Consider the following 14,120-nt stretch of genomic DNA (forward strand, 5'->3'; position numbering starts at 1 on the left):
ATCCTGCGGGGCTGGGGCCACCGCACGACACGGGGCTACACCGGCCCCGCCGTACACTTGATTCACCATGACTGACCCCGCTGCATCCGCCGTCCTCGAACGTCCGCGCACCTATGAGGTACGCACCTTCGGATGCCAGATGAACGTGCACGACTCCGAGCGACTGAGTGGGTCGCTGGAGGCGGCGGGATACGTACCCGCCAACGGTGGACAGGCGGATGTCGTGGTCATCAATACCTGTGCCGTGCGAGAGAACGCCGACAACAAGCTCTACGGCACCCTCGGTCATCTCGCCAGCATCAAGCGCGAGCACGAGGGCATGCAGATCGCCGTCGGCGGCTGCCTGGCCCAGAAAGACAAAAACGTCATTCTGGAGAAGGCGCCATACGTCGACGTCGTCTTCGGCACCCACAATATGGGCGCGCTGCCAACGCTGCTCGAACGTTCCCGCCACAACGACGAGGCGCAGCTCGAGATCCTCGAGTCACTCGACGTCTTCCCTTCGACGCTGCCCACCAAGCGGGAGTCGACCCACAGCGGCTGGGTGTCGATCTCGGTCGGCTGCAACAACACCTGCACTTTCTGCATCGTTCCCGCCCTCCGCGGCAAGGAGAAGGACCGCCGCCCGGGCGACATCCTCGCCGAGATCCAGTCGCTCGTCGACGACGGAGCCATCGAGGTAACGCTGCTCGGCCAGAATGTGAACTCCTACGGTGTGGAGTTCGGCGACCGCCAGGCGTTCTCCAAGCTGTTGCGCGCCGCCGGAGAGATCGAGGGGCTGGAACGTATCCGCTTCACCAGCCCGCACCCGGCGGCCTTCACCGACGACGTGATCGACGCGATGGCCGAGACGCCGAACGTCATGCCGCAGTTGCACATGCCCCTGCAGTCCGGCTCCGACCGCATTCTGAAGGCGATGCGCCGCAGCTACCGTTCCGAGAAGTTCCTCGGAATCCTCGAGCGCGTGCGGGCACAGATGCCGAACGCCGCGATCTCCACCGACATCATCGTCGGCTTCCCCGGCGAGACCGAGGAAGACTTCCAGGAGACTCTCCGCGTGGTCGAGCAGGCGAATTTCGCCACGGCGTTCACCTTCCAGTATTCGATTCGCCCCGGCACGCCGGCTGCGACGATGGCCGACCAGGTGCCGAAGGCGGTCGTGCAGGAGCGTTACGAGCGCCTCACCGCACTGCAAGACCGCATCGCCTGGGAGCAGAACCAGACCATCGTCGGTCGTACCGTCGAGGTGCTGGTGGGCGCCGAGGGCTCCAAAGACGCCGACACCCATCGCCTGTCCGGTCGGGCCGAAGACAGCAGACTCGTCCACTTCGAGCTGCCGCCGCACAGTGAGGTTCCCCGTCCGGGCGACGTCGTATCCGTCACCGTCACGGACGCCAAGCCGTTTTATTTGATTGCCGACTCGACCGACGGCGCGGCGCTGCGCATCCGTCGCACTCGCGCCGGAGACGCCTGGGATCGTGCGCAGGCGGCCTCCTGCGCCGTCCCGTCCCACGAGACGACTCCCGGCGGAGCGGTCTCCCTCGGCTTCCCGACCCTGCGGGTGGGGGCACCCACCGGTGTGAGCACCATTCCGATCTACGATCTGCACGATGGGCAGCGCTAACCCCGAGCCCGCCCAGGCCGGCGCCGAGCCGCTCGTCGTCATCGTGGGCGCGACGGGCACCGGCAAGTCCGCGCTGTCGCTCGACCTCGCCGAGAGACTCGCCGCACAGGGTCGCCCTGCCGAGATCGTCAATGCCGACGCGATGCAGCTGTATCGCGGCATGGACATCGGCACCGCCAAACTCCCGGTGACGGAGCGTCGCGGCATTCCCCACCATCTGCTCGACGTGCTCGATCCGCGCGAGGAGGCGAGCGTGGCCTCGTTCCAGGAGGATGCCAGGGCAGCCATCGACGCGGTCCGCAGCCGCGGTGCGCTCCCCATCCTGGTCGGCGGCTCCGGCCTGTACGTGTCCGCCGTGGTCTGGGACTTCCGGTTTCCGGGTACGGACCCGGAGATCCGCGCCCGGCTGGAGGCGGAGCTCCTCGCGGTCGGGCCCGGCCTGCTGTTCCAGCGTCTGCGGCACGCCGACCCAGCGGCGGCCGCCGCCATCGGGCCGCACAATGGACGTCGCATCGTGCGGGCACTCGAGGTGGGGGAGATCACAGGCGAACCTTTCGGCTCCGGCCTACCGGACGAATCCCGACTCTGGTCGCCAACCCGGCTGATCGGTCTGCGCACGCAACGCATCGAACTGATACCCCGTCTCGATGCGCGCGTGGAGGGGATGTGGCGCGACGGCATCCTCGACGAGGCCCGGGCCCTGATCGAGCACGGCGTCGGCGTTACCTCCGGCCGCGCGATCGGCTACGCGCAGGCCATCGCGCAGCTGCGCGGCGAACTCGCTGAGGCCGACGCGATCGAGCAGAGTCAGGCGTTGACCCGCAAATACGCCCGCCGCCAGGTCAGTTGGTTCACCCGTTACCCGGCCACCTGGCTCGAGGCGGACGATCCGCAGCGAGTGGAGCGCGCGATCGAACCTATCGACAGCTGAAGCGCTTGTACGCTGGGAAGCATGCCTGAACTCCACTTCACCAAGGGCCACGGAACCGGTAACGACTTCGTGCTCTTCAGCGATCCCGACGGGGAGATCGACCTCACGCCCTCGCAGATCGCGGCCATCGCCGATCGTCACTTCGGCGTGGGAGGCGATGGGGTCATCAGGGCGGTGCGGTCGAAGAACCTCCCGGCCGGGGCTGCCGCCCTCGCGGAGGACGACTCGGCCGAGTGGTTCATGGACTACCACAACTCCGATGGTTCGCCCTCGGAGATGTGTGGCAACGGCATCCGTGTCTACGCTCGTTACCTGATCGAGAACGGCCTGGTCGAGCTCTCTCCCGGCGACACGTTGACTCTCGGCACGCGCGGGGGAGTGCGCGACCTGCAGCGCAACGCGAGCGGCTTCCAGGTCGACCTCGGCCGCTGGCAGCTCGACGGGGGCGAGCCCCTCGTTCGCGCGAAGAACCTGCAGGTGGCCCGCCCTGGACTCGGAATCAGTATCGGCAATCCACACGTGGTCGTCGCCCTGTCGAGCGAGGAAGAGCTGGACTCCGCCGACCTCACCTACATCCCGCACCTCGAGCCGGCCCCCGAAGACGGCGCCAACGTCGAGTTCGTGGTTCCTGGCGATCCGCTGGTGCGCGACGGGGTCGGGCACATTCGGATGCGAGTTCATGAGCGAGGCAGCGGCGAGACCCTGTCCTGCGGAACCGGCGCTGCCGCCGCGGCCCTGGCCACTCGATACTGGGCCGGGCCGGACGCGCCGAACCAATGGCGGGTCGAGGTGCCCGGTGGCACGCTGGGAGTTCGGATGTGGGCGGCCGAGGACGGCGAACACGTCTCGTTGAGTGGCCCGGCCGACCTGGTGTTCGAGGGTGACCTGACGGTGTGAGACCTTGCCGGCTGCGAGGCTGGGGCGCTATTTGTGGCGGACCCGCAGCACGCGATAGCCCTTGTTGGTTGCCGCGCGGCTGACCGCGAAGGAATCGGGAAGCATCCCATCCAACCAGCGGTGCAGCGAATCGGAGCCGAGGTTGCGCTGCACGACCAGCCAAGCGTCGGACTCCTGTTCGAGACGCGGAAGCCAGAGCTGCAGCATCCCGTGCAGTTCGTCTTTGCCCACCCGGATCGGAGGGTTAGAGCGGATGGTGCGGAAGACGATGTCGTCGGGAACATCTTCCGGTCGTACGGCGTTGACATTAGTGACGCCGACGGACTCGGCGTTGCGACGGACCAGATCCAGTGCCCGCTCGTTGACGTCGACGGCCCACACCGTGGCGTGGGGCGAGTCGAGCGCGAGGCTCAGGGCGATCGGACCCCAGCCGGTACCGAGGTCGAGAAAGTGGCCGCCGGGCGGGGACGGCGGTGTGTTCGCCAACAAGACCTGTGTCCCGGCGTCGATGCGCTCGGGGCTGAATATGCCGTTGGCCGTGGTGAGGTCGTAGACCCGGCCGGACAACGGCACCCTGATCTGGCGTAATTTGAGGTCACTTCCCGGTTCTGCTGAGAAATAATGCTCGTTGGCCATGGAGAGAACCTATCGAAAATCAAGGAGCTAAGGTTAACGAAATAATGGACATTGACCCGTCTGAACCGCAGGATGCGGACCTGATCGACCGGGTGTTGGCACGTGCTGCGACACGGTCGTCGGGGTTCTCCCTGTTCACCGCGAGCGACGGCGCGGCCCAGACGGCGCAGGCGCTGCAGACGGAGGGACTCGTCTCCCGGCCCAGCGACGACGGCGAACAGTTTGAGCGCGAAGACCGCCAGGCGCTGCGCCGCGTTGCCGGTCTCTCGACCGAGCTCGAAGACGTCACCGAGGTCGAGTACCGGCAGCTGCGTCTCGAGCGTGTCGTTCTGATCGGCATCTACAGCCAGGGCAACGCCGCCGAGGCCGAGAACTCGATGCGGGAGCTCGCCGCTCTCGCCGAGACCGCGGGAGCGGTGGTGCTCGATGGCCTGATGCAACGACGCCCGAACCCCGACCCGAGCACCTATTTCGGCAAGGGCAAGGCCCTCGAGCTTCGGGATGTCGTCGCCGCCACCGGCGCGGACACCGTGATCGTCGACAGCGAGCTCGCGCCCAGCCAGCGCCGTGCGCTCGAAGACGTGGTGCGCGTCAAGGTAATCGACCGCACTGCCGTCATCCTCGACATCTTCAGTCAGCATGCCAAGAGTCGCGAGGGCAAGGCGCAGGTCGAGCTTGCGCAACTCGAATACCTGCTTCCCCGCCTCCGCGGCTGGGGCGAGTCGATGTCCCGTCAGGCTGGTGGCCAGGTCGGGGCCGGCAACGGTATGGGTAGCCGCGGACCGGGTGAGACCAAGATCGAACTCGACCGCCGCCGCATCCACACTCGCATGTCACGGCTGCGCAAGCAGATTCTCGGCTTCAAGCCGGCCCGCGAGGCAAAGCGGGCCAACCGTAATCGCAACGCAGTGCCGTCGGTCGCAATCGCGGGATACACCAACGCCGGCAAGTCGTCGCTGCTCAACCGCATCACGCGGGCCGGCGCGCTGGTCGAAAACGCCCTGTTCGCCACCCTCGACACGGCCGTGCGCAAGAACGAGACGGCAGACGGTCAGCACTACACGCTCACCGACACGGTCGGGTTCGTGCGGCAACTGCCACACCAGTTGGTCGAGGCCTTCCGCTCAACCTTCGAAGAGATCGCCGATTCGGATGTCATCCTCCACGTGGTCGACGGCTCCCACCCGGATCCCGCCAGCCAGTTGGCCACCGTGCGCGACGTCATCGGCGAGGTCGAGGCACGTCATATCCCCGAGATCGTGGTGTTCAACAAGAGCGATCTGGTGGATGACGACCAGCGACTGGTGCTGCGCGGGCTCGAGCCGACGGCGATCTTCGTTTCCGCACGCACCGGGGAGGGCGTCGAAGAACTCCTCGAGCGCATCGGCACCACCCTGCCGAAGCCCTCGGTGGAATTGCAGCTGCTGATCCCCTACGACCGCGGTGAGCTGATCTCGTCGCTGCACGACCACGGCACGATCGTGAGCACCTCCTATGAGGAGGGTGGAACGCGCGTCGACGTGCTCGTCCACGAGGACTTCGCTGCAACACTCCGACCGTTTTCGGTGGTCCCCGCCTGACGTAACACTCGGCAACACGTGAGGGGTGCTGGGTAGGCTGATCGGGTGTCCACGGGTCTCCCGTGTGGCATGGAGCGACAGCCGAGCCCGGCACCCGCCCACTGGAGCATCTCGCAGCGCTGGTCGAACAGTTCCGCGTCGTTCCGGCATCCGTGATCATCGTCCGATGGTCACCTGGGATGCCTGTGGGTCCGTGAGCGGCCCGCAGGCGATCGACACGATCGAATGGGGGACAGGATGTCCGGCAGCACCGGCCGTGTGCCCTTCTCTTTCGAGCTGTTCCCGCCACGGTCGCCTAGCGCCGAGGTGACGCTCTGGGACACCATCCAACGGCTCGCCGCCACCGGACCAGACTTCATGTCGGTCACATACGGCGCCAATGGGTCGTCGCGACAGAGCTCACTCGACGTGCTGCGCTACCTGCGCGAAGAGACCCGGGTGCATCCGCTCGCCCACCTCACCTGCGTCGGCTCCTCGCACTTCGAGGCCAACCGCCTGGTGCGGGAGTTTCTGGATGCCGGCATCACCAGTTTCCTCGCGCTGCGAGGCGACCCGCCCAAGGGTGCCGTCGAGGGCGATGCGTTCCTCGGCGACCTGGGGAGCGCATCCGAACTGGTGCAGCTCATCCATCGCGTGCAGACCGAACGTGCTCAGTATGCAACCCTGACCTCTCTCAGCGGGGGCGGACGCCTCCCGGAGCGGCGGGAGAAGGTTCGCGTCGCGGTCGCCGCGTTCCCGAACGGACATCCGCGCTCCACCCGCACCGACCAAGACATCGACACCCTCCTCGCCAAACAGGTGTCCGGCGCGACGATGGCGATCACCCAGCTGTTCTTCCACGCCGAGGACTATCTGAGTTTCGTGGCCGATGCGCGAGCGGCCGGCGTCACGATCCCGATCCTGCCCGGCATCATGCCGGCCACCACGCCGGCGCGGCTCGAACGCATCCTCGAGCTCACCGGGGAGCGTCGGCCCACCGAGCTCTCGCGTCGCCTGCACTCCACCGATTCGACCGAGGAGCAGTTCGACATCGGCGTCGAACACGCCATCGAACTGTCCTCCACCGTGATCGATGGCGGCGCACCCGGCCTGCACCTTTACACCTTCAACCAGCACCAGGCCGTGATCTCGGTCCTGGAAGACCTGAACCTGACCGCCCCCATCGCAAAGGAAACAACAGTATGAGCGCGCCCGCCTTTCCCACCGGTAGCATCCTGGGCTACCCCCGCATCGGACCCCGCCGCGAGCTCAAGAAGGCCGTCGAGTCGTTCTGGGCCGGCAAGACCACGGTCGACGAGCTCGAAGCGACGGCGGCAGAACTCCGCGCGTCGACCCGCGAGCGTCTCGTTGCGCTCGGTCTGAAGGCCGACGACTCCTCTATTCCGGAGGCGTTCTCCTTCTACGACCAGGTTCTAGACGCCGCGGTCACCGTGGGCGCGATTCCGACCCGGTTCGCCGACCTCGTCGCCGAGGATGGCACGATCGACCTCGCCGGCTACTTCACCATCGCCCGGGGCGCCGGGCAAAACACCCCCGCCGAGATGACCAAGTGGTTCGACTCGAATTACCACTACCTGGTGCCGGAGATCGGTCCGGAGACCGACTTCCACCTCGCCTCCGATCGGCTGCTGCGCCAGGTCGCGGAGGCCACCACCTCCGGGTATACCACCCGTCCCGTCATCGTCGGTCCGGTCACGTTCCTGTTGCTGAGTAAGCCGAGCGAGGGAGCGCCGGAGGGCTACCAGCCGCTCGACCGCCTCGACGACCTGCTTCCCGTCTACGCGGAACTGCTCGCCGGACTCGCCGCCGTCGGTGCGGATTGGGTGCAGCTCGACGAGCCGGGCCTGGTCAGCGAAAGCATCGACGTGCCGCGTGAGCGCGTGCTCGCCGCCACGAAGCAGGCGTACGAGCTGCTGAGCTCGGTACCGATCCGCCCGCAGATCTTCGTCGCGGCGCCGTACAACAGCCTCGGCGATGCACTCCCCGTGCTCGACGCGACCGCCATCGAGGCGATCCAGCTCGACCTGGTGCGCGGATCGCTTCCGGTGGGTTTCAGCACCACCAAGACCCTCGTCGGCGGTGTCATCGACGGCCACAACATCTGGCGCGGCGACCTCGCCGGTGCCTTCTCGACGCTCGAGTCGCTGCTCGAGCTGTCGCCCTCGGTCGCGGTCACCACGTCGACCTCCCTGTTCCACGTGCCGCACGACGTTCAGGACGAGCCGCTGCTCGCCGACCAGCTGAAGAACTGGCTGGCCTTCGCCGACCAGAAGGTCGGACAGGTCGCCACCCTCGCCAGCGGGCTGATCGACGGCAAGGCTGCGATCCAGGGCGAGCTTGACGCGGCATCCGCTGCCCTCGATGACCGTCACTCGGCCGTCGGTGTGCGCGACGGCGCGGTGCGCGAGCGTGCCGCGGCGCTCACGGAGAGCGACTTCACCCGAGGCGACTACGCCGCGCGCCTGGCAGCGCAGGATGCCGCGCTCGGCCTGCCCTTTCTGCCGACGACGACCATCGGCTCGTTCCCGCAGACCGGCGACATCCGTAAGTCCCGTGCCGCGTTTGCGGCGGGTCGTATCAGCGAGGACGAGTACCGAGAGGCGATGCGCGCCGAGATCCGTTCGGTGGTCGAGCTGCAGGAGAAGATCGGCATCGACGTCATCGTTCACGGTGAGCCCGAGCGCAACGACATGGTGCAGTACTTCGCCGAGAACCTCGACGGCTTCGCGGTGACGCAGAACGGCTGGGTGCAGTCGTACGGTAGCCGTTGTACGCGTCCGTCGATCCTCTGGGGCGATGTCTCGCGTCCGTCTCCGATCACGGTGGAGTGGTCGACCTACACGCAGACCCTCACGCCGAAGCCGGTCAAGGGAATGCTCACCGGTCCGGTCACGATCCTCGCCTGGTCGTTCGTGCGCGACGACCAGCCACTGCGCGACACCGCCAACCAGGTGGCGCTCGCCCTTCGTGACGAAATCGTCGACCTCGAGGCCGCTGGCATCGGCATAATCCAGGTGGACGAGCCTGCGCTGCGAGAGCTGCTGCCACTGAAGAAGAAGGATCAGGCCGACTACCTCGACTGGTCGGTCGGCTCGTTCCGGCTGGCGACATCCGGTGTCGGGGAGGCCACGCAGATCCACACCCACCTCTGTTACTCGGAGTTTGGGGTCGTTATCGACGCGATCGACAAGCTGGATGCTGACGTTACGTCCATCGAGGCCGCACGCTCGAAGATGGAGGTCGTGCCCGACATCCAGAGCTCCGGGTTCGGCCGCGGCATCGGCCCGGGCGTCTACGACATCCACTCGCCGCGTGTCCCGTCGGTCGACGAGGTCACGCAGCTGATCGAATTGGCCCTCGGCTCGATTCCGGAGCGTCAGATCTGGGTCAACCCGGACTGCGGTCTGAAGACCCGGGGCTACGACGAGACGGTGGAGTCACTCACCAACGTGATCACCGCGACCCGCGCCGTGCGTGAGGCGCACGTCCACGCCTAAGCCGCACTGACCGCCAGCTGGCCTGCCTGCCTGCCTCCCTCTGAGCCAAATTCAGGAGGATGTGTGACCAGGGCGAACGGAGTGACGGATGTTTGCACCATCCGTCACTCCCGCCTCAGCTGTCGCACGACCTCCTGAATTCGGCGGGGGTTCATCGCGGGAGGCGGCCCGGCCCGGGGGCAGGCCGTGGCAGGGTGCGCGGCTTCGTCGGAGTCACTGGATACAGTGAGCGGATGCCGTTCACCCCGAGCCATATCGCGGCCATCCTGCCTGTCGTGCGCACGCCGCTCCTCCCGGCCTCGCTGGCGATCGGCAGCATGGTTCCCGATCTGCCGTATTTCGTGCCGCTGCCGGTGGAGCGGGAGTTCAGTCATTCGCTCCCGGGGGTGCCGCTCGTCGACCTGCCGATGGGGATCGCGTCGGTGCTGCTCTGGGTTCTCGTCTTCCGAGCGCCGCTGCTCGATTTTGCGCCCGCCTGGCTGCGTCGCCGTTTCGTGATGCCGAAGCCGTGGCAGCGCACCACTCGGGCTCTCGTCACCGGCGCTCTGCTCGTGCTCCTGTCGTTGACGGTCGGCATAGCCACGCACCTGATCTGGGACGCACTCACCCACCCGGACGGCTGGGTAGTGCTCCATGCAGCCGTCTTGCGCGAGCAGTACGGGCCGTTTGCCGGATACCGCTGGGCGCAGTACGGCAGCAGTGTCGTCGGTCTTCTCGTCGTCGCAGTCTGGGCCGTGGTGTGGGTGCGCCGAACCCCGTTGCACGCGCTCCCGCTCAGTCGATTGCGCAGATCCTGGCGCGTCGTCGCCTGGGTGGCGGTGGCCGGCGTCCTCACCGTGATCGCTCTGCTGATCTGGATTGCCGGGCTGGCGGGCGGCTCCGAATTGCTCGATCGTGTCGTGGTCTATCACGTCGCCACCAGATCGATCGCGGCGGCGGGTGTTCTGGCCGTACTGCTGTGCCTGGGGTGGTACCTGCTTCCGCGCGGGCGCGGGCGTGACGGTCAGACCGAGCGCAGCACCGCGACTACTTTGCCCAACACCTGGGCGTAGTCACCCAGGATCGGCGCGAAGGCGCTGTTGCGGGGCAGGAGCCAGGTATGGCCGTCGCGGCGCTGGAAGACCTTGACGGTTGCCTCCTCGTCGAGCATGGCCGCGACGATGTCGCCGTTCTCCGCGTCCTGCTGCTGACGTACGACGATCCAGTCGCCATCGCAGATGGCCGCATCGATCATCGAATCTCCGACGACCTTGAGCATGAACAGATCGCCCTTGCCGACGAGGGCGCGCGGGATAGGGAAGACCTCGTCCACCATCTCCTCGGCGGTGATCGGGATTCCGGCCGCAATCCGACCGACAAGCGGCACCATCGCCGCGTCTCCGATGGGAGTGGGGTTGTCGGAAACGACACCCCCCTCCTCCTGCTGCAGATCGATCAGGATCTCGAGCGCGCGGGGGCGGTTCGGGTCGCGGCGGAGATATCCGCTCAGTTCGAGCTGATTGAGCTGATGGGTGACGCTCGATAGTGAGGACAGACCGACGGCATCGCCGATCTCCCGCATGCTCGGCGGATAGCCCCGCGTCGCTACCGCCCGCTGGATGACGTCGAGGATGGCGAGCTGCTTATCGCTGAGGCTTTTTCGTCGGCGGGTGCCGGGTTTCGCATCGGCTGTGCCCGCCGTACGGGTGATGGGGTCGTCCATCGGATGTCCGCCTCGCTCGAATGTCGGTGGTGCCTAGTTCTCTATTCCCCAGACACTCGAAACTGTATCCGCCTCCCCGCAGGCAGACAAACACCAGTTCGAGTGTGTCGCGAAATAAATAGCACACATATTCGAATATTCACTTGATCGGTCGCAGATTCGAATGTATGTTCGGAACAGAGCTTCGCATCCGGTCCTCCCGGCCGAGGGCCGGATGCGAGCTCACCAATTTTTGGCTTTGCGGGAACGAGAGGGGCACGACATGAGCACAGCAGTCTTCACCGGAGCATCCATCGGTACCGCGGGCCCGGTCCGCGTCTCTGCACCTATCTCTGCGCCTATCTCTGCACCCATCTCTGGCACCGGGCACCTCCGCCTGACCCGCAAGGGCCGGGTCGTCGTCACGACACTCGCTGCCATCCCGGTGGTGCTCGGTGCGGTGTTCTTCGCGGTCAATGGCGGCGGCGCTGCCGCGACCAGTTCTTCGAGCGGCGCGACCTTCGACTACATCACGGTGACGGCGGGGGAGTCGCTCTGGCAGATCGCCGGTGAGGTCGCCCCGACCGCAGACCCGCGCGAAGTGATCTCCGACATCGTGCATCTCAACCAGCTGCCGAGCAGCGAGGTACAGGTGGGTGAGCGCATTGCTATCCCGCTCCAGTATTCGCACTGAACGCAGATCGCACTGAACGCAGATCGCACCGAACGCAGATCGCACCGAACGCAGATCGCACTGAATGCAGATCGCACCGAACGCAGATCGTGCTGAACGCGGGTCTGCCGACCGTTGTGCTTCGGGCTTCTGATCGTCAATAAGCTGGGTTAGTGGCTTCCCTCAGTGATCTCCCTATCCGCGACGACCTGCGCGGACTCAGCCCGTATGGTGCACCGCAGAAGCACGTGCGCATCCAGCTGAACGTGAACGAGAACACCCACCCGATTCCCGAGGCCGTAGCTACCGATATCGTGAGCTCGCTCGCCAAAGCCATCCTGAGCGTCAACCGCTACCCGGATCGTGAGTTCACCGAGCTTCGGGAGAGTCTCGCCGGATACGTCGGCCACGGGCTCGCCGCCGCGAACATCTGGGCGGCGAACGGGTCAAACGAAGTTCTCCAGCAGGTCTTGCAGGCCTTCGGCGGCCCGGGGCGAAGTGTGCTCGGCTTCCCGCCCACCTACTCGATGCACTCGATCATCGCGAGCGGCACCGGCACCCGCTGGATCCCCGGGGAGCGCGATGCCAGCTTCGAGATCTCGCCGGCAACCGTCACCCGCTGGATAGAGCAGACCTCACCCGACCTCGTCTTTCTGTGTTCGCCGAATAACCCGACCGGCACGCCACTGTCGCTCGAGACGATCGCCGCCGCGTACGAGGCGACGCCCGGCATTGTCGTCGTCGACGAGGCATACGCGGAGTTTGCTCCGGCAGGCACCGAGAGTGCCCTCAGCCTGTTGCCCGGTCGCGAGCGACTGCTGATCTCCCGCACGATGAGCAAGGCCTTCGCCTTCGCCGGTGCCCGCGTCGGATACCTCGCCGCGGATCCCGTGATCGCCGACGCGATGCGGCTCGTGCGGTTGCCGTATCACCTGTCTTCTCTCACCCAGGCGGCCGCAGTCGCGGCGCTGGCACACGCGCCGGAGATGCTGGCGATGGTGGATGACATCCGTCGTCAGCGCGATCGCCTCCTTACCGAACTGCCGAAGCTGGGCTTCCACGCCTGGCCCAGTGCCGCGAATTTCGTGCTGTTCGGAGGAGTCGACGACCCCCACGCGGTGTTCGAGGCGCTTCTCGATCACGACATCATCATCCGCGACCTCGGCATTGCGGGGCACCTGCGGGTCTCCGCGGGAACGGAAGGCGAGACGACAGCGTTCCTTGAGGCTCTGGAGGGCCTGCGGCTTCACTGAGGTCGTCCGCCGCCCCGAGCGGCCAGCGCTCACGCAACGAGACTGTGCAACGCCGATCGATAGGCCAACAGATCGATAGGCCAATACCGATCGATAGGATTGGAGAATGAGCAACCAGCGTGTGTCACACATCGTGCGCGAGACGAGCGAATCGAGCATCGATCTCTCGATCGACCTCGACGGTTCCGGTATCTCCGAGATCCAGACCACGGTGCCGTTCTACGACCACCTGCTCACCGCCTTCGCCAAGCACTCGCTCGTCGATCTCACGATCACGGCCTCCGGCGACACCCACATTGATGTCCACCACACGGTGGAGGATGTCGGCATCGCCCTCGGCCAGGCGATCCGCGCCGCCCTCGGCGACAAGTCCGGTATCGCCCGCTTCGGAGATGCGCTGGTGCCGCTCGATGAAGCGCTGGTCCAGGGGGTGGTGGATGTCTCCGGACGCCCGTACCTGGTGCACACCGGCGAGCCGGAGGGCTTCGAATACCACCTGATTGGCGGCCACTTCACGGGCTCGATGGTGCGCCACGTCTTCGAGGCGATCACCGTCAACGCCGGACTCACCGTGCACCTCACCGTGCTCGGCGGTCGCGACCCGCACCACATCGCCGAAGCCGAGTTCAAGGCTTTCGCCCGTGCATTCCGCCAGGCGGTCGCCCTCGACCCGCGGGTGAGTGGCATCCCTTCGACCAAGGGTGCGCTGTAGACGTGAGTGCAGCATCCGTCGTCGTCCTCGACTACGGCAGCGGTAACGTCCACTCGGCCGTCAAGGCCCTGGAACGTGCCGGTGCCGAGGTCGAGTTGACCTCCGATCGTCGTCGTGCCCTCGAAGCCGATGGTCTACTGGTTCCGGGTGTCGGCGCCTTCGACGCCGTCATGACCGCCCTGAATCGTGCTGGCGGTGGAGACATCATCGACGCCCGTCTCGCCGGAGGTCGCCCCGTGCTCGGCATCTGCGTCGGAATGCAAGTGCTGTTCTCGCGCGGCGTCGAGCGGGGCACCGAGACCGAGGGCCTCGGCGAATGGCCCGGCACGATCGTCGAGCTCGACGCGCCCGTTCTGCCGCACATGGGCTGGAACACCGTCGAAACCGATCCCGGTTCGGTGTTGTTCGACGGCATCGAAGACGAGCGCTTCTACTTCGTGCATTCCTATGCCGCGACGGCCTGGGAGCTCGACGTCATGCCACCCTTCCCGAGTCCCTCACTCACCTGGGCGACCCATGGCACCCGGTTTCTCGCCGCGGTCGAGAACGGCCCGCTGAGCGCCACGCAGTTTCACCCCGAGAAGTCGGGGGAGCCGGGCATCCGTCTGCTCCGCAATTGGATCGACTCGCTCTGAG

General features: G+C 66.4%; 13 protein-coding genes. 11 read left to right on the forward strand and 2 right to left on the reverse strand.

The window, feature by feature from the left end; translation table 11 throughout:
• Window positions 1-67: 67 nt before the first annotated feature.
• From miaB to dapF, 3 genes are read left to right on the forward strand one after another with little or no spacing between them, the layout of a single operon-like run.
• Entirely contained in the window at window positions 68-1,624 is a 1,557-nt protein-coding gene (gene miaB, locus IV501_RS08180; protein WP_200556028.1) for a tRNA (N6-isopentenyl adenosine(37)-C2)-methylthiotransferase MiaB, read from the forward strand.
• On the forward strand, window positions 1,611-2,555 hold the full coding sequence (gene miaA, locus IV501_RS08185; protein WP_200556031.1) for a tRNA (adenosine(37)-N6)-dimethylallyltransferase MiaA: 945 nt from the start codon (window positions 1,611-1,613) through the stop codon (window positions 2,553-2,555). The genes miaB and miaA overlap by 14 nt, the downstream gene beginning before the upstream one ends.
• 21 nt (window positions 2,556-2,576) lie before the next feature.
• A complete protein-coding gene (dapF, locus tag IV501_RS08190) occupies window positions 2,577-3,452 on the forward strand; it encodes a diaminopimelate epimerase (protein ID WP_200556033.1) in 876 nt (291 codons plus the stop codon).
• 27 nt (window positions 3,453-3,479) lie between these two features.
• Here dapF and IV501_RS08195 read toward each other — a convergent pair whose 3' ends face one another.
• Window positions 3,480-4,088 carry a class I SAM-dependent methyltransferase gene (locus IV501_RS08195; RefSeq protein ID WP_200556034.1) on the reverse strand — a complete coding sequence of 203 codons (609 nt, stop codon included), beginning with the start codon at window positions 4,086-4,088 and terminating at the stop codon, window positions 3,480-3,482.
• 44 nt (window positions 4,089-4,132) lie between these two features.
• Here IV501_RS08195 and hflX point away from each other — a divergent pair, with 44 nt between their 5' ends.
• The 4 genes from hflX (at window position 4,133) to IV501_RS08215 (ending at window position 10,217) form a co-directional block, all read left to right on the forward strand.
• Entirely contained in the window at window positions 4,133-5,668 is a 1,536-nt protein-coding gene (hflX, locus tag IV501_RS08200; RefSeq protein WP_200556036.1) for a GTPase HflX, read from the forward strand.
• A gap of 237 nt (window positions 5,669-5,905) precedes the next feature.
• Window positions 5,906-6,853: a methylenetetrahydrofolate reductase gene (locus IV501_RS08205; protein ID WP_200556038.1), complete on the forward strand. Its 948-nt coding sequence runs from the start codon at window positions 5,906-5,908 to the stop codon at window positions 6,851-6,853.
• Window positions 6,850-9,165, forward strand: a complete 2,316-nt coding sequence (gene metE / locus IV501_RS08210; protein WP_200556040.1) for a 5-methyltetrahydropteroyltriglutamate--homocysteine S-methyltransferase — start codon at window positions 6,850-6,852, stop codon at window positions 9,163-9,165. Before IV501_RS08205 ends, metE begins: the two co-directional genes overlap by 4 nt.
• A gap of 233 nt (window positions 9,166-9,398) precedes the next feature.
• A complete protein-coding gene (locus tag IV501_RS08215; RefSeq protein ID WP_200556042.1) occupies window positions 9,399-10,217 on the forward strand; it encodes a DUF4184 family protein in 819 nt (272 codons plus the stop codon).
• Here the strand turns inward: IV501_RS08215 and lexA are convergent.
• Window positions 10,169-10,867: a transcriptional repressor LexA gene (gene lexA, locus IV501_RS08220; protein WP_200556044.1), complete on the reverse strand. Its 699-nt coding sequence runs from the start codon at window positions 10,865-10,867 to the stop codon at window positions 10,169-10,171. The genes IV501_RS08215 and lexA overlap by 49 nt on opposite strands.
• A 262-nt stretch (window positions 10,868-11,129) precedes the next feature.
• On the opposite strand from lexA, the gene IV501_RS08225 reads away from it, so the two are divergent.
• The 4 genes from IV501_RS08225 to hisH all read left to right on the forward strand — a co-directional run bounded on the left by IV501_RS08225 (window position 11,130) and on the right by hisH (window position 14,119).
• Complete coding sequence (locus IV501_RS08225) at window positions 11,130-11,540, forward strand: LysM peptidoglycan-binding domain-containing protein (RefSeq protein ID WP_200556045.1); 411 nt, start codon at window positions 11,130-11,132, stop codon at window positions 11,538-11,540.
• A gap of 152 nt (window positions 11,541-11,692) precedes the next feature.
• Entirely contained in the window at window positions 11,693-12,772 is a 1,080-nt protein-coding gene (locus IV501_RS08230) for a histidinol-phosphate transaminase (RefSeq protein ID WP_200556047.1), read from the forward strand.
• A 106-nt stretch (window positions 12,773-12,878) separates the two neighbouring features.
• Complete coding sequence (gene hisB / locus IV501_RS08235) at window positions 12,879-13,484, forward strand: imidazoleglycerol-phosphate dehydratase HisB (RefSeq protein ID WP_200556049.1); 606 nt, start codon at window positions 12,879-12,881, stop codon at window positions 13,482-13,484.
• A gap of 2 nt (window positions 13,485-13,486) precedes the next feature.
• The gene (gene hisH / locus IV501_RS08240) at window positions 13,487-14,119 is read left to right on the forward strand and encodes an imidazole glycerol phosphate synthase subunit HisH (protein ID WP_200556050.1); all 633 of its coding nucleotides are present in this window, start codon (window positions 13,487-13,489) and stop codon (window positions 14,117-14,119) included.
• Window position 14,120: the final 1 nt, after the last annotated feature.

It is taken from the genome of Lacisediminihabitans changchengi, from assembly GCF_016634425.1.
GTDB classification, from domain to species: Bacteria; Actinomycetota; Actinomycetes; order Actinomycetales; family Microbacteriaceae; genus Lacisediminihabitans; species Lacisediminihabitans changchengi.